12 protein-coding genes are annotated in these 15643 nt (G+C 69.0%); 4 read left to right on the top strand and 8 right to left on the bottom strand.

What is annotated here, in order from left to right; genetic code table 11:
• Nucleotides 1–85 precede the first annotated feature (85 nt).
• The 4 genes from ACZ4EG_RS23935 to ACZ4EG_RS23920 form a co-directional block, all read right to left on the bottom strand.
• Nucleotides 86–6415 (bottom strand): SDR family NAD(P)-dependent oxidoreductase, encoded by a 6330-nt coding sequence (locus tag ACZ4EG_RS23935; RefSeq protein WP_467792011.1) that lies wholly within the window; start codon nucleotides 6413–6415, stop codon nucleotides 86–88.
• Nucleotides 6416–6569: 154 nt separating this feature from the next.
• On the bottom strand, nucleotides 6570–7850 hold the full coding sequence (locus ACZ4EG_RS23930) for a beta-ketoacyl synthase N-terminal-like domain-containing protein (RefSeq protein ID WP_453549413.1): 1281 nt from the start codon (nucleotides 7848–7850) through the stop codon (nucleotides 6570–6572).
• A 96-nt stretch (nucleotides 7851–7946) separates the two neighbouring features.
• Nucleotides 7947–8207 carry a DUF5988 family protein gene (locus ACZ4EG_RS23925; RefSeq protein ID WP_453549018.1) on the bottom strand — a complete coding sequence of 87 codons (261 nt, stop codon included), beginning with the start codon at nucleotides 8205–8207 and terminating at the stop codon, nucleotides 7947–7949.
• Between the two features lie 404 nt (nucleotides 8208–8611).
• The gene (locus ACZ4EG_RS23920) at nucleotides 8612–8935 is read right to left on the bottom strand and encodes a hypothetical protein (RefSeq protein WP_467792010.1); all 324 of its coding nucleotides are present in this window, start codon (nucleotides 8933–8935) and stop codon (nucleotides 8612–8614) included.
• A gap of 1169 nt (nucleotides 8936–10104) precedes the next feature.
• Between ACZ4EG_RS23920 and ACZ4EG_RS23915 the strand changes: the two genes are divergently transcribed.
• Entirely contained in the window at nucleotides 10105–10569 is a 465-nt protein-coding gene (locus ACZ4EG_RS23915; RefSeq protein WP_467792009.1) for an ATP-binding protein, read from the top strand.
• Nucleotides 10570–10910: 341 nt separating this feature from the next.
• The gene (locus tag ACZ4EG_RS23910) at nucleotides 10911–11906 is read left to right on the top strand and encodes a hypothetical protein (protein WP_467792008.1); all 996 of its coding nucleotides are present in this window, start codon (nucleotides 10911–10913) and stop codon (nucleotides 11904–11906) included.
• Nucleotides 11907–11978: 72 nt separating this feature from the next.
• Here the strand turns inward: ACZ4EG_RS23910 and ACZ4EG_RS23905 are convergent, their stop codons facing one another.
• Together ACZ4EG_RS23905 and ACZ4EG_RS23900 are read right to left on the bottom strand one after the other, a co-directional pair.
• Entirely contained in the window at nucleotides 11979–12980 is a 1002-nt protein-coding gene (locus tag ACZ4EG_RS23905; protein ID WP_467792007.1) for a peptidoglycan-binding protein, read from the bottom strand.
• Nucleotides 12981–12987: 7 nt separating this feature from the next.
• Nucleotides 12988–13134: a hypothetical protein gene (locus ACZ4EG_RS23900; RefSeq protein ID WP_363297729.1), complete on the bottom strand. Its 147-nt coding sequence runs from the start codon at nucleotides 13132–13134 to the stop codon at nucleotides 12988–12990.
• Between the two features lie 393 nt (nucleotides 13135–13527).
• Here ACZ4EG_RS23900 and ACZ4EG_RS23895 point away from each other — a divergent pair, with 393 nt between their 5' ends.
• Entirely contained in the window at nucleotides 13528–14019 is a 492-nt protein-coding gene (locus tag ACZ4EG_RS23895; RefSeq protein WP_467792006.1) for a hypothetical protein, read from the top strand.
• 55 nt (nucleotides 14020–14074) lie between these two features.
• On the opposite strand, the gene ACZ4EG_RS23890 is transcribed toward ACZ4EG_RS23895, so the two are convergent.
• Nucleotides 14075–14533: an ankyrin repeat domain-containing protein gene (locus ACZ4EG_RS23890; protein WP_467792005.1), complete on the bottom strand. Its 459-nt coding sequence runs from the start codon at nucleotides 14531–14533 to the stop codon at nucleotides 14075–14077.
• 67 nt (nucleotides 14534–14600) lie between these two features.
• On the bottom strand, nucleotides 14601–14747 hold the full coding sequence (locus tag ACZ4EG_RS23885; protein WP_467792004.1) for a hypothetical protein: 147 nt from the start codon (nucleotides 14745–14747) through the stop codon (nucleotides 14601–14603).
• 141 nt (nucleotides 14748–14888) lie between these two features.
• On the opposite strand from ACZ4EG_RS23885, the gene ACZ4EG_RS23880 reads away from it, so the two are divergent.
• Nucleotides 14889–15563, top strand: a complete 675-nt coding sequence (locus tag ACZ4EG_RS23880) for a hypothetical protein (RefSeq protein ID WP_467792003.1) — start codon at nucleotides 14889–14891, stop codon at nucleotides 15561–15563.
• Nucleotides 15564–15643: the final 80 nt, after the last annotated feature.

Genomic DNA, 15643 nt, shown 5'->3' with positions numbered 1-15643 from the left:
GGCAGACAGCCCCGCCCACACCCGGGCGAGGCCGTACTGCTGCGCGATGTCGGTCCTGTGCTTGACGCTGACGCCTGACCGGGCACTACTGGCTGTCGGAAGGTGACGGGTCCTCCCGCGGTGCCAGGCCTGTGTGAACCATCAGGGCCGTGGCAAGGGAGGCCACGGTGGGGTGTTGCCAGATGAAGTTGCTTGCCAGGCGGACCGCGAGGTCGGTGTCGAGGCGGATGCGCAGTTCGGTGGCCAGCAGTGAGTCGAACCCGAGGGATTTCAGCGGGGTGTGCGGGTCCAGGGTGGTGCTGCCGGTGCGCAGGATCGCGCGGATGTGATCGGCGAGGTAGCTCTCCAGAGCGGTCTGGCGGGCCATGCCCAACGGGAGCGCTTCGAGGCGGGCATGGATGTCCGAGCCGCTGGACTTGGACTCGTCCTCGGGCTCCGCGCCGTCCGGCGCGAGGCGGGCGAACAGGCTGGAAGCCGCGGCCGCGCGGGGGATCCAGGTGTGCGGCGGGCCCGGAATCACACCGGTCCGGACCCGTCGGTGGGTGAGGAGGGAGTGGAGCGCCGCCAGGCCCTTGCGGGTGGGAACGGTCTCGTAGCCGCGGTCGGCGAAGTCGACGGCCTGCCCCGTTTCACCCCAGGGACCCCAGTCGACAGCCAGTGTGGGCAGACCGTTGCGGGTGCGCCAGGTGGCGAATGCGTCGAGCCAGGCGTTGGCCGCCGCGTACGATCCCTGTCCGGCGTTGCCCAGCAGCGAACTCATCGAGGAGTACAGCACGAACCAGTCGAGTGATTGATGCGCCGTGGCCCGATGAAGGTTCCAGGCACCGGTGACCTTCGGGGCCCACACCCGATCGAGCTGGTCGTCCCGGGTGGTGGTCAGTGCGGCGTCGTCGAGGACCATGGCGCAGTGCAGGATCCCGCGCAACGGGACACCGCCCGCGGTGGCGGCCTCGACGAGCTGTTCGGCGGTACCGTCCCGGGAGATGTCGCCGAGAACGACCTTGGTGTCGGTGTTCAGGTCGTTGACGGCACGCGCGGTATCGACCGAGGGGGCACGGCGGCCATTGAGCACGATGCGGCCCGCTCCCTGCTGAGCCAGCCAGCGAGCGGTGGCCAGTCCCAGCCCTCCCAGGCCTCCGGTGATGATGTACGCGCCGTCGGGGCGTACGACGGACGGGCCGTCGGGCAGGACAGCCGTGGTCTCTCCCCGGTCGGGGACGGTCAGCACGATCTTGCCGTTGTGACCGGCACGGGCCATCAGATGAAAGGCGTCGGCCGCGCGCTCCAGCGGATACTCGGTGCACAGAAGCGGTTTGAGCCGTCCGGCGGCAATGTGGGTCATGACCTCGCGCAGCACCGAGGCGAACAACTCCGGGCGCTGCTGCTGCAGTTCGATGAGGTCGACGGTGCTGAAGGTGATGTTGTGGCGCAGCGGGGCGAGCCTGAGGGCGGCGTCGGCCATGATGTCGCGTACGCCGAGTTCGACGAAGCGGCCGAACGGGCGCAGGCTTTCGAGCCCGGCCCGGACGGCGGGGCCGGCCAGGGAGTTGAGGACGACGTCGACTCCTTGGCCGTCGGTGGCCTGGCGGGTCTGTTCGGCGAAGTCCAGCGTGCGGGAGTCCATGACGCAGCGGATGCCCATACCGCGCAGATGGCGCCGTTTCTCCCGCGTACCGGCCGTCGCCAGGACGTCCGCGCCCAGGAGACGGGCGACCGCGATCGCGGCGCGACCGGTGGCGCCGGTGGCGGAGTGGATCAGTACCCGTTCACCGGGAGCGAGCCGTGCGACGCGCCGCAAGGCGTACCACGCGGTGAGATACGCCGTGGGCAGTCCCGCCGCCGTGGCGGGCGCGAAGGCTCGCGGCACGCGGGCGACAGCGCTCGCGGGGACAGTGATGAAGGAGGCGAAGGAGCCGCCTTCGAGCTGAACCGCGAGCACGGTGTCCCCGGGGCGGACCTGGTCCACGCCGGGTCCTACGTCACTCACCACGCCCGCGCACTCGAAGCCGATGCGGTAGGAGGTGAGCGGCTGCGAACCGAGCATGCCGAGCGAGGTCAGGACGTCACGGAAATTGAGGCCGGCGGCCTGGACGCGAACTTGGACCTCGCCCTTGCGGGGCCGGCGACGCTCGGTCGCGGCCAGTTCGAGGCTGTCGATATCCCCGAGCTTTCCCACGCGCAGTCGGAATCCGTCCTGCCCGAACCGGACCGTTCGGGTGGTGCGGGCGGTGCGTTCGGCGGGCGAGACGGGAGCGCGGTCGATGCGGGCGACGTAGCGAGTGCCACCACGCAGTGCGACCTCGTCTTCGGGCGCGTCGGCGAGGAGTTCGGCGGCCAGGGCGCGCAACCCCCTTTCGTTGGGGTCGGTGTCGACCAGAGTGGGGCGCATGCGCGGCTGCTCGACGGCCATGACACGTGCCACGCCGCGCACCGTGCCGTGGGCGGGGTGTCCGGGCTCGTTCGTGGTGACGGCGTACGCGTGCCGCGTGGCGGCGTACAGACGCCAGGTTCCGCAGTGTTCGTCGGCGGCCTGCGCAAAGGCGAGCAGCCGCCGGGCCCGTTGCTGTGCGCCGTGGGTGGGGTCGGTGTCGTGGGCCGAGGGCGTGCCGCACAGCAGGACGACGCCGCGCCAGGAGTCTGCTCCGGCGGCCAGGTACTGGCGGTAGGTGTCGGCCAGTGAGGCGAGCCCTTCCGCGCTCAGGGGGAGTTCCCGCGCCTCGACCCGGGCGCCGGCGTCGCGCAGGAGTCCGGCCAGCCGGTCGGCCTCGCCGTCGCCCTCGCCCACGACGAGCCAGTTGCCGGGCGCGGCGGCCAGGCCGCCGCGGGGACGCGGTACGCGGTGCCAGCCGTGTTCCATGAACCACTGATCGACGGGCGTGCCTTCGGCGGGCGCGCGGCGGATGAAACGCACGCCGTCGAGGGCGACGACCGGCCGCCCGTGGGCGTCCAGGACGCGGATGTCGCCGGCGAGCGTCGTCTCCCCGTTCTCGGTGATCCGCGCGTGGGCGTGTGCCGCCTGCGCGGGGTCGCCGAGAATCCGCAGGCCGCGGACCTGGACCGGCAGGATGGGGGCGGGTGGGGTCTCGTGGCCGGCTCCTGCGACCAGCAGTTGCAGACACAGGTCGAGCAGAACGGGATGGATGCTCAGGCCGGGTTCGGGGGTGCGGGCGGTGGGCGGCACCTGGATGCGGGCCCAGAAGCTGTCCAGCCGCTTCGTGGTGTGCAGGGCGGTGATGCCGGTGAAGGCCGGGCCGTGTTCGAGTCCGCAGGCGCGCAGCCTGGCGTACAGCTCGGCGGGGGTGAGGGGGACGGGGTGCTTGCGGTCGAGGTCGGGGACGGATGCGGCGCGGGTGATGTGGGTCGAGATGTCGTGGCGGGCGACGGCTGAGGCGTGCAACTGCCAGGAGCCGTCCGGGTTGCGGGAGTGGATCTCGCAGGTGGCCTGCTCGCCGGTGGCGAGGGTGACGGTGGTGCTCAGGTCGGTGTCGTCATTCAGCCGAAGCAGGTCGTGGAAGGTGATGCCGCTGAGATGGATGTGCGTGGCGGGGCCACCGCCGAGCGCGGTGCGGGCCGTGGTGTGGAGCAGGGCGCAGAAGCCGGCGCCGGGCAGGACGCAGGTGTCGTGGACGCGATGGTCCTTGAGCCAGGGCAGGTGGCGGGCCGGAGCGGTGGCGCGCCAGGTGTGGCGGGTCTGGTCACCGGGAACTTCGGTGTGCCGGCCGGGCAGGGCGCCCGTGTTGGTGGACGGGGCCCGGCCGGCGGCCCAGTGGCGCGCGCGGTCGAAGGTGATGGTGGGAGCGTCGGTCAGGCCCCCGTCGCCGTACAGGGGGGTCCAGTCGACGGTGCCGCCGTTGCAGTGGAGGGTGGCGAGCTGAGTGCGGAAGACGGTGACTTCGTCCTGTGCGCGACGCAAGGTGGGCAGGACCACGGCGTCGGGGGCCAGTTGGGCCAGGCTTTCGGTGAGCGACTGGGTGACCACGGGGTGGGGTGAGACTTCGATGTAGATCTGGTACCGGTCCTGGGCGGCCGCGGCCACGGTGGGGTGGAAGCGCACGGGGTGGCGCAGGTTGTCGCACCAGTAGGCGGCGTCGAGGAGGGGTGCGCGGCGCGGGTCCTCGGTCACGGTGGAGTAGAAGGGAATCTGCGGCGGCCGCGGGGCCAGACCCGACAGGGCCTGGTGCAGATCGGTCAGGAGCGGGTCGACGTGGGAGCTGTGAGAGGCGACGTCGACCGCGATGGGAACGGCGCGGATCCCGTGCCGTTCCCATCTGCTGATCAGCTGGGCGATCTGGTCGGTGTCGCCGGAGACGATGGTGGTGTCGGGTCCGGCCAGGACGGCGACGGACACCGCGTCGGTCCCGGCATCGGCCAGGGCGGCCCCCACCGAGGCCTGGTCCAGGCTGACGCTGGCCATCGCGCCCGTCCCGGCGATCCGCTTGAGCAGTGCCGAGCGACGGCAGATGACGCGGACACCGTCGGCGAGGGTGAGCGCCCCGGCCACGACCGCGGCCGCGGCTTCTCCCATGGAGTGGCCGATGACGGCGGCGGGTTGGACGCCGTGGGCCTTCCAGGCCGCGGCCAGGGCGATCTGCAGGGAGAAGATCGCCGGCTGGATCTGCGCGCATCCGGAGAAGGGTTCGCCGGCCCGGATCAGGTCCAGGACGGAGAAGCCGGCTTCGCTGCGGACGAGCGTGTCGACGGCGGACAGAGCTTTGGCGAAGGCCTCGTTCCGGGCAAGGAGTTCGCGTCCCATGCCGGGCCATTGGGAGCCTTGGCCGGAGAACACGAATACCGGCCTGCGGGGGGCGGTGACATCGGCCGTACCGGCAATGAGGGCCGGATCCGGCGTTCCGTTCACGAACAGCCGTAGCGCATCGATCGTCTCGCCGCGGGAACGGGCGATGACCGCGAGACGCCCTCGGCCGGGGCTGCGGCGCAGCGTCAGCGTGTGCGCGACGTCCCGCAGCGGGATGTCACCGCCGTCGGTTGCCAGCCAGTCGGCCAGACGGCGGGCGGCGGTCGGCAGGGCCCGGTGGGATCCTGCCGCCACCAACACCACCTCGGGTGGAGCCGTCCGGGGCCGGCGGGGGGCGGACAGGCCGGCACGGCGGGACTGCGGCGGCTCCTGCAGGATGACGTGGGCGTTGGTGCCGGAGAAGCCGAACGAGGAGACGGCGGCCAGCCTGACCGGCTGCTTCTTCGGCCATGGCGTGGCTTCGAGGGGGACGAAGAAGCGGGTCGCGTCCGCGTGGATGGCCGGGTTCCACTGGGTGAAGTGGAGGTTGGGCGGGATGATCCCGCGCTGAAGACACAGCACGGTCTTGATCAGCCCGGTGATGCCCGCGGCGGGCTCCAGGTGGCCGAGGTTGGTCTTGACCGAGCCCAGAGCGCAGGGAGACAGGCCGTTGCCGTACACGGCGGCCAGGCTGGCGAACTCGACCGGGTCACCCACGGGGGTGCCGGTGCCGTGGGCCTCGATCAGTGAGAGATGGGCCGGGTCGACCCCGGCCCGGGCGAGTGCTGTGCGGTAGAGAGCCTGCTGGGCGGTGGGGGACGGGGCGGCGAGTCCGTCGGAGCGCCCGTCCTGGTTCACGGCCGACCCGCGTACGACGGCGAGGATGCGGTCGCCGTCCCTGCGGGCATCGGCCAGGCGCTTGAGTACGACGACACCGCACCCCTCGCCGCGGACGAAACCGTCCGCGGCGGCGTCGAAGGTGTGGCAGCGCCCGGTCGGGGACAGCATGCCCATCCTGGCGAAGGACCGGGTGATGCGTGGGGCGAGCATGAGCGTGACGCCGGCGGCCAGCGCGAGGTCGCACTCCTCGCGGCGCAGCGCGGAGCAGGCCAGGTGGAAGGCGACCAGGGAGGACGAGCACGCGGTGTCGAGGGCGATGCTGGGGCCGTGCAGACCGAGGAGATAGGAGACGCGGCCGGCGGCGACACAGTGACCGTTCGTCAGGATGGACCCTTCGAGTTCCTGGGGGTGGCCGGCCAGTTGGTCCATGTAGTCGTTGTAGCTGAGGCCCGTGAAGATGCCCGTCGGAGAGCCGGCGAGCCGATCGGGAGGCAGCCCGGCATGTTCGAGGGCCTCCCAGACGACTTCCAGCAGGAGCCGGTGCTGGGGGTCGAGGACGTCGGCCTCGCGACCGGCGACTCCGAAGAAGTCGGCGTCGAACCGGGAGACGTCCTTCAGGTACCCGCCCTTTTGCAGGACGGGTGGTGCGTCGGTCGGCGCGCCCGCTCCGGGGTCGGTCGTCTCGCGGCCGGGAGGCGGCGCGCCCACCGCTTCCCGGCCCTCGATCAGCAGGCGCCATAAGGCGGCCGGGGAGTCGGCGTCTCCGGGGAGTCGGCAGCCCATGCCGATGACGGCGATGGGCGCGTGCGGGAGGCGCGGGCGATGGTTGTCGTTGGCCACGGGAGTCTCCTTGTCGTCCAGGGGAGAGGTGGGAATGGGTGCTGCTCGGGGAGAAGGAGGTGTGCCGCGTGGCGGGCCGCGCGGTAGGCGGACGGGCACGGGGAGGTGAGGGGGCGCCCCCGTAGCGGTGAGTGGGTCGAGCCCCGGAGGTGGCTCAGACGTCGGGGCTTCCCAGCAGGATCGCGCTTTTCACGCCCCCGACCTGGTAGTTGAAGCTGAGGGCGTAGTCGAAGTCGAGGGGGCGGGGCGCGGTCCCCGGCACCGGATCGAAGGTCAGACAGTCCGCAGGCTCCTCGCAGTTGGCCGTCGGACAGACCTGGCCGTGGTTCATCATCAGCAGGGTCAGCGCCACCCCGAGACAGCCCGCCGGGGCGCCGTTGTGGCCGAAACAGCCCTCCTGCGAGGACATGAGCAGGTCGCGGGACGCGGGGCCGTACAGTTCACGGACCGCGTTCGCCTCGAACGTCGTGACCACCACGTTGCCGTCGCTGCCCCCGTGGAGGTAGGGCACTTGGGTGATGTCCCAGGTGTCACCGAGGCAGCGACGCACGGCGGACACCAGTGCCTTCCCGGTCTCGTCGCAGGCCAGCGGATTGGCAAGTCCGTCGCGGGTGGTGGCCTGTGACAGGACCTGACCGTAGACGTGTGCATCCCGTCCGAAGGCGTGTTCCCGGCTTTCGAGGATGACGGTCGCGGCCCCTTCCCCGTGGTTGATGCAGTCGGCTCGCCGGTCATAGGGACGCATCAGAGCGTCGAACGACGGCAGCAGGCTGGGCATGTCCTGGGATCGCATGGCGTCGTAGGTCTGCTGGGCTCCGCTCAGCAGGCGCTGGATGTTGCGGATGAGTGTGACGCTGAAGACGTCGACCCCGGTCACCACGGCGATGTCGATCTCGCCGGCGGCGATCAAGCGCTGGGCGAGGCCGATCTGCAGGGCCGAGGACGCGCAGCCGCATGACACGGTGAAGTTGGCACCCTTCGACCGGGTGAGCGCGCCCTGGACCAGAGCGACGTCCGAGGGGGTGACGGCCTGTTCCGCGGCGACGAACATCTCCAGTGCCTCGGCGACGGGATAGGTCGCGGGATCGGCTCTCAGCACTGCGAGATAGCTGTCGATGTTGGCGTCCACCCCGCCGCGGCCCACCAGGATGGCGGCCTCTTCGAGATCGCGCTGGACATCGAGGCCGGCATCCGCGCACGCCTGGGACAGGGACACCAGTCCAAAGCGGTGGGCGTCCGTGTAGTGGCGTGAGAAGAACTCGGGAACGCCGGGGACCCGTTCTTCGAACGTGTCTTTCGGCAGGTCGACGCTGCCGTAGTAGACGCCCTTCTTGACGAGGCAGGACGTTCCGGCGGAGGCGATGTGCCAGAGGTCGTCCGCGGTGAACACCGCCGACTCCGTCCCCGGAAGACACAGCCCGATTCCGGTGACCACGGCGTCCCGGGCGCGTGTCCCAGTCCGCCGGCTCACGACTGACTCGCAGATGACAGAGGATTGTTCATGGCGTTTCTCCTTCAGGAACGCGATGGGTTATTCGGCCACATAAGTGCGGCGGCACCAGCGGTAGACGGGCAGGTGCTCGCCTTCCCGTGCGGAGTACGAGCCCGAGAACTCGAAGTGTTCATAGGCATTCCCGCACAGGATCTTCACTTTGGGTTCGGCTTCGAGGGACTCGACTTCCCATACGGCGGGAAGGGGAACCCACTCCGGTCCCTCGGAAAGAATGACCCGAATAGAGTTCGACACGTCCAGCTCCGGTATCGGTGTGACGGGCAGGGGACGGATGCTCACCCGTCATCCCTGCGATTTCCTTTTCCTTGGATGTGCCCTGCGTCACGGGGTGTTGCGTCAACTCCGTCCGCATGCGGCGACTTTGAGCTCTGGGCCGCGGGCGGAGAGCAGGCACGCGCGGGAAGCAGCAACCTGGACGCCCGGAGACAGGCTCGGCTCAGAGAATTGAGAAAGGCGACAACCAGCATGATGACCTCGCCATGTGAAGAATGGAGCCATCGCCAATGAAGGCCCCATGTCACCGGTTGGGCCGGGCATTCACCGTCGCCGCCGCAGCGACGGTGAATGCCCGGCTTTTACGGCCCCCCGGACCGGGGGCGCGTCGGTCCGGGGGGTGTCGATCCCGGCGTACGCCGGGCGGGAGGCAGGGGGTCCCTACTCAGGTACCCGCCTGTATGTACTGGTCAGCTCGCGTTGGCCAGCGCCTGGTCGATCGCGGAAGCGGTTGCCCGCTCGGCGCTCAGGGCCGCGCTGGAGGCGCCGACCAGGTTGTAGAGGGTGGCGCCCGCGTTGGTCCCGGCAGCCGTGACGATGTTGGCCCCCACGACCTGTGGCTGGCCGGCACAGTCGCCCATCGCCGCGACGAGGGAGGTGGCGGTGGACAGGTTGTGGGTGCGGGCGGTCACGGTGTCGCAGACCTGGTCGGCGGCGATGGCCTCGTTGTTGGACGCTTGCGCCGCCTCCAGATCGTTGACACACGGTGAGGCAGCCGCGGCCGGGGCCGCCATGGCCAGGGGGCAATGCCCACTACGGCGCCCGCCGCAAGAACGGCGGTGACGGTGGCGGCGGCAAGACGAGAACGAAACATGATGGCACTCCCTTGGAAAGATGACATACGCGCTCATTGGCAACGACGCCGGCGGGAGCGGAACCCCATTTGTTTCAGGGGACGTCCTGCATCGGGAACGAGAACTCGGCCTGATCGCCGCGCACTTCGCGCGCTGGGAGTGACGACCGGAACGGGTAGCAGTCACGTCCCCGGAAAGGATGGGCAACCCGCCGGTTCATAATCCAGTAATGCAGCACGGGCGAGTGATACCTCAAGAGGAGCGGTCCCTGCATCACTCGATCGGAGTACGGAACGACGTGCGAAACACGTGAAACCACATCCACGGCTCCAACAGAAGTGTGTGCTGAGCCTGGTGGTTGCCATTGTCCTGGCGTGCAGAGAATGACTGAAGTCGGCTGCTGAACCGCCAAGTTGGTCAACCCATCGGAGCGTCCGAGGTCTGGCGGGAGGGTACGAGGGGCACACTCCCGGCCGGTCTTGTGCTTTACTGTGACTTGCTGAAACGTCACGGCTGAGTGGGGATTCACTCTCGGTCTCTTGGCGCCTTCGGGGGCAACTCTTGGCACGGCCTTGGCGCCCAACTCCCCCAGAATATAAGGCTGTCATCCGTTCAGGGCACATATGAACGAATATTCCATCATACGAAGTACGCCATTCGGGTGTTGGAACACCGTCACCTGTTGCTGCCATATGCCGCCTGGACGGATAACGGTTACATCCAACGGTGGGCCGGCTGTCCTCTCCGGGGGAGTGGTTGCCCAACCCATGGAACGCGCCGGCTTCGTGTCGGCCGCAGAAGGACGGGCTGCCACGATGGGCACCCCATGAGAGGGGTTGGATCCGTCAGCCGACGCCGGCGCCGGCGTCGGCTGACGCGCTGCTCACGGCCCCCGGGGCCCGGTGGATAGGAGCAGGTTGCAGAACAAGGAGCTCCGTGAGCGCTCGTACTCACAGCCCACCATCAATCTGACAAGCCGCCGCTCCACCAGGGTGCGGTGGTTTCGCCGTCTCCGGCCCAGGAGAGGGCGGGACCGACGCAATTCGCCGGCACACCGAAGTGCCCTCGCGAGTACCAGGAGAGTCATGTTGACGACTGCACGTACGTGCGTGCCCATCACCATTTCCCGACAAGAAATCGAGCGCTGGCCCAATACGCCTTCGGCTCGCGCATTGACCGACATAGGACCCCGATCGCGCACCATCACCTTCCGACTCCCGGCCGTGGACCGCGCCGTCCCGGTCTGCCGGAGCCTCACTCGCTCATGGCTCGACCAGCAACACTTGACGGACGAAGACATTCGCCATACGGCCCTGCTGATCGCCACGGAACTCGCCACGAATGCCATCGTGCACACCGGCAGCGCCGTCATCAGCGCCAACCTGCAACGAAATAAGAATCACCTGCGGATCCAGGTGCGTGACCAAGGGACGGCAATGTCCGCCAAGCACTGGCACAACGCCCCTGGGTTCGGCCGCGGCCTGGGCATCGTCGCCAGCTCCGCCCGAGCACTCGGCACACGCATAGAACGAGACGGCACCCGATCGATCTGGGCTACCGTCCCCCTCACATGAGGTCCGGCTCACTCGGACATGCGGCGAGGCTGGATGTGCCCGCCGAACTGCCAAGGTCCAGGCCGGTGATCGGGGGCTGGGCGAGAAACTTCATGCTGATCATCATGCCGAAGGAGTGAACCATCACCATCATGACAGGTCAGCGCCCCTTTTCGTAGGAGCGAAGGCACAGCTCGCGCGCATTGTCCGTGCCACTGGGATCTTTCAGAATCGCCGTCATGAATCTTTCCGGGAACGTCGATGAATGCGATGGGTGGGACGCATTGTCCGAGGGGGCGCGGCCCTCTGAGGGCGTGGCGCGGGCATGGCTGAGCGGTCTCGGGCTGAATCGGGAGGCGCCTGTGGAGGTGCTCGTCCGTCTCCTTGACGCGGGGCAGCTGTGGTTCTTGTACTGCGAGGGCCTTCCCGCCGGTGTCCTGGACGCAGCTGTTGAGCACCCTGCCAGGAGGGTCCGGTTGGCGGCCGCCGAGTCGGGCCGGCTCTCGCCCGCACAGTGGGACAGGCTTCTGGCGGTCACACCCGGCCAGGCACTGCGCGAGGTGCTCGAAGAGATGGCGGCGGAACAGGCCGTGCGCCGCCCATGGACGACCGTGGGAAGGGGCATCGAGCGCCCGCCGCATCCCGAGGCGAAGCCGCCCACGACGCCGACCGAGATCGCCGTGCTGGCCGATGCGGTTCCCCATATCGGTCAGAACGACAGGACGTACGCGCTGTGGTGGGTTGCCGCCCTGTACGAAAACCCGGATGCCATGCGGCAGTTGGCGACATCCCCGAAGCGACGGATCCGTCGCAGCGTGGCCCGCGCGCCGCGGCTGCCGGAGGATGTGGTGAGCCTCCTCGCCCGCGACGAGGACCGCGTCGTGCACCTCTTTCTCGCCGAGTCCTGCGACGACGCTCCGGCTGAGATGCTTCTCGATGTGTGGACGTGGTGGTCGGGCAGCTTTTCGTTCCCCGGCCGCCCCCGCAACCACCCCAACTTTCCCCGGCACGATCTGCTCCGCTTCGCGGACGACCCGCGGCCGCGCATACGTCTGCTCGCGCTCGACGATCCCGACTCGCCCGACGAACTGGTCGAGCGGTTCAGCCACGACCCCGACCCCGACGTGCGCGCCCGCGCAGCCGCTGATCCGCGTCTGTCCACCGCATCCGCCGTCCGGCTGGCCGGAGACGCGGAGTACAGCGTCCACCAGCAGGCCTGGCGAAACGCGGCCCTTCCGCCTTCGGTGCTCGTCCCGCTGCTTCTCGACGAGCGCAGTGCCGAGGAGGCGTCCCAGAATCCGGCGATCCCCGTGGCCAGCATGCACCGGATGATTACGGCGGCCAGTCCGCCAAGCTGAGCTTCGGTGCTTGGGCACGGTATCGGCGCCCGACGGGTGAGCCGGACGCCGATACCTGCCGTCGGTCAGCTGTTAGAAGACGCCCGCGTTGAGGGCTTTCTGGAGCTGGCCGGTGGTGCTGGTGTCCCAGGTGTCCTGGGGCGTCAGGCCGAGGTGCTTGTTGAGGGCGGTGGTGGTGGCGGGGCCGGTGATGCCGTCCGCGGTCACGTGCAGATAGGTCTGCAGGGCCTTGACGGTCAGCGGTCCGAAGGCGCCGTCGACCTCCAGACCGGCGGACGCCTTGGTGTTCAGCACCCGCTGCAGGGCCGCGCAGGTGGCCGGCCCGAACTGGCCGTCCACATCGAGGAGTACCGGCACGACGACCACGGCCTTCGGCTTGATCACGCCGGTGCGCCCGGCGAGAGCTGCCTTCATGACGGCGGCGGTGTGCGGGCCGTACTCGCCGTCCACGGTGAGCTTGTGCTTGGCCTGGAAGGTGCGGACGGCCTTGTCGGTGGCGGGCCCGAACCGACCGTCGACGGTGAGGCCGGCCTTCTGGACGGTGTTGAGGTTCTTCTGCAGGGTCTTGACGGCGTTGCCGGCCGAGCCCAGGCGCAGGATGCCGTCGTGGCTCGGCATCGGGGCGGCGTTGTCGTAGGCGGGGCGGCCGTAGCCGACCACGCAGGACCGGCCCCGAACCCGGCGGCGGAACGCGTCGGAGGTGTTGCCCTCCAGGGTGGTGATGGTGCCGTTGGAGTGGACGGCCTCGACCAGGCCGACGTGCTTGATCGAGCTGATGGAGCGGCCGCCGGAGAAGTCGAAGAAGACGACGTCGCCGGGGCGGATGCCACCGACGCCGTAGTGCCAGCGGCCGTGGGACTGGAAGGCGCGGGCGTGGGCGGTGGTCAGGGCGAACTTGCCCATGACGGCCCTGAGGTTGTCGGAGTGTGCGGCCTCGTAGCTGATGGACATGTCGCACCACGGTCCCGAGAAGCCGTACCAGGAGGTGATGAGGTTGTGGTTCGAGCCGGGCGGGTGCTCGGTGGTGCCCAGCAGCTTGCGGGCGGCGGCGATCATTCCCTTTGCTGTTCCCATGGCGGTGTCAGAGCTCCATGTCGTCGGGGAGGGCGTCGAGGTCGGAGGTGACCTCGTGGTCGGGGTCCTGGCTGATGCCGGACTGGTCGGGGTCGACGTCGAAGATGCCGGCGCCGCCCTCCGGGTACGGCGGGGTCTGCTCGTTCTCGCTCATGAACACTGACTCCTTGTCGCTGTCTCGGTTGATGGGCCGCCTCGCCTCCGGCCCGCCCGGCACCACCACCTGCTCGTGGTGAAGCCGGCACCGGGAGACGGGGAGACCGCCTTGCACCACCGAGTTCAGCGAGCCCGGAATTGAATGGGCAGCGGGTTCCGTCACCCTGATCAATGGCCGCACCGCAGGTCATGGGGCCGGCGGCCGGCCGCTGACCAAAGACGGCGCCCCTGTCGACGGCGGGGCGGCCGGAGAGCCCACCGGATCCGAGCGCGGGACCGGTCCTGGGGAAAGGGTGAATCGCCCGGCGGCGGGGGCATAGTTTGAGATGTCCACGACTCGGGAGGGAGCCCGATGAGGCGTACGGAAGCCGCGAGGCAGTTGGGAAGGTTCGTGCGCGAGCACCGTACCGATGGCGCGCGACGCCTGCGGCAGGCGGGTATGTGGCTGATTTCCGGGACAGTGGGCATGGCCTTCGGGGTGCCGGTGGCGATCGCATCGGTGGGCACCACCGAGGGGGCCCCGGAACTGGCGGGGCTACTGCTCGGGGTCGGCCTGGTCGGGTGGGGCCTGGGGATCTGGCGCCTGGTGCAGGCGTTCCGTACCCGGGAGCAGTGCTTCGACATCCATGAACAGGGGTTCACCCACCGGGTGGCGGGCACCGCCACCGTGATCCCCTGGGAGGACGTCGCGCGGGTGAGCACCACCGGCGGTGACGGCCGGCCGCTCGCCGATGCCCGCGGCATGGGCTCCAGGTGCGAGATTCTGCTGCACGGCGGACGCCGGATCCGCGTCGATGCCTTCACCGAGGACATCCGGGGCTTGGCGTCGGTCGTCCATGGCGCGGTTCACCTCGGGCAGTTCCCCCAGGGCCGGGGCCGCTGACCGGCCCTGGCTGACGCCGGTCGGACAACTCCGATGTTCCGCAGGAGACCAGTGCTTACGAAGTCGCGGATCCTACGGTGACGCCTGCACGTGGCTGATCGTTTGCTGCCGCTGTGATGAGGAGTTCGGCAGTCTCGGGGTGAGGGCCGTTGTTCGCCCAGTCCAAGGGGGACCAACCCGTTCCGGACTCTTCACGAAGGTGCGGGTCGGCGCCGTGCGCCAACAGCTCGCGCACTGTCTCGGTGTGTCCCCAGCATGCGGCCGCGCACAACGGTGTGCCCTCCGAGCCGACTCCTCTGCTCTCGGTGTCAGGGAAGGCCCCGGCTTCCATGAGCAAAAGTGCGACCTCGGCTTCTCCCTGCACAGACGCCAGATACAGAGGGGTGGTGCCCTCGCTGTCCCTTCGCTCAGGGTTTGCCCCAGCCCGCAGGAGCGCCTTCACGCGCGCAGTGTCAGCCCCCAGAGTTGCTTCGAAGAGATGACGGGAGAGCTTCTTTTGCCGCCGTTGCTTCATGGTTGGCGAGGCTAGCGATCGTGGACGTGGCGGCACCAGTCGTATCCGTTCGTCGGATCACCAAGCCTCACAGAGCGTGATCAGTCGCGGTCGTGATCCGCTTTCGCGACAGAACGCAGCGGCAGCCGGCCGCCTCGGCGACCAGGAAGTGCGGCTCGTCATCGCAGGACGCGATGAGGATCTGCCGATCATTTACGGGCAGAAGGTCGTCCACGGCTGGGTTTTCATCAACTGGTGGTGTAGATAAGGCAGTTGTTGCGTCTCATAGATCGCGACAGGCGGTGATCGCGGTGGGTGTTCTGTCGCTTTGCCTGTGATCGCCGACCCCCCTCATGCACAGCGAAAGGCAACATCTATGGCGAACAACCGCATGATGCGCCATGGCGGACGGATGCTGGCGCTCTCGGTGGCTGCCCTGGGCGTGGTCGCGGCGATGGCCGCCCCGGCCTCGGCCGATGACCAGCCCACCCGGGCGCAGTTGATAGCCGACTGCGACTCGGGTGTGGGCAAGTGCACCTTCAACGAACCCCAGTTGGGCGAGGCGTACCTCGGAGACTTCCACCGGGTCTCCGACTCGCTCTACAACTGCAGCACTTCGGCGGCCACCCAGTCGATGACCTGGTCCGACACGGTCGGTTCCACGGACTCGGCGGGCGTGTCCGTGACCGTCGGCGGCAAGATCGCGGACATCATCGATGTCAGTGTGACGGCGACTTACAGCCACACCTGGTCGAGCTCGCACTCGGAGACCAGCTCCATCAACATGACGGTGAAGCCCGGTGAAGTCGGCTGGATCTCCCGTGCGCAGGTGATGCAGACCGTCTCCGGCACCTGGCAGACCCACTACGACGACCGGAAGTGGGGCCACTACTTCTGGTTCGTCCCCGACGTCGTCACGGGGCCTGCCCCGAACGGAACGGACGGCGAGAGCAACGCGGTGGTCGTCAAGTCCCGGAAGATGACCGCCAAGGAGAAGCAGTCCTGCTCCAGCCGGTCCGGTAAGGCCAAGACGTTCATCGTCCAGGGCTGACAGGGCTGACAGGGCTGACAAAGTCGACAAGGCCGATCCACTGATCGCACCCCGGCTGCCTCGCGGACCGCAAACCCGCG

Source organism: Streptomyces sp. NPDC025638 (assembly GCF_055558775.1).
The sequence above is the reverse complement of the archived record's forward strand: the minus strand, read 5'-3'. Positions and strand labels throughout refer to the sequence as shown.

Coding starts and splice junctions, on each gene's coding strand:
- ACZ4EG_RS23920 (WP_467792010.1), bottom strand. CDS start 8,935: ATGGCGGCCCCGGCCGCGGCTGCCTCACCGTGTGTCAACGATCTGGAG.
- ACZ4EG_RS23905 (WP_467792007.1), bottom strand. CDS start 12,980: ATGGGAACAGCAAAGGGAATGATCGCCGCCGCCCGCAAGCTGCTGGGC.
- ACZ4EG_RS23900 (WP_363297729.1), bottom strand. CDS start 13,134: ATGAGCGAGAACGAGCAGACCCCGCCGTACCCGGAGGGCGGCGCCGGC.
- ACZ4EG_RS23890 (WP_467792005.1), bottom strand. CDS start 14,533: ATGAAGCAACGGCGGCAAAAGAAGCTCTCCCGTCATCTCTTCGAAGCA.
- ACZ4EG_RS23880 (WP_467792003.1), top strand. CDS start 14,889: ATGGCGAACAACCGCATGATGCGCCATGGCGGACGGATGCTGGCGCTC.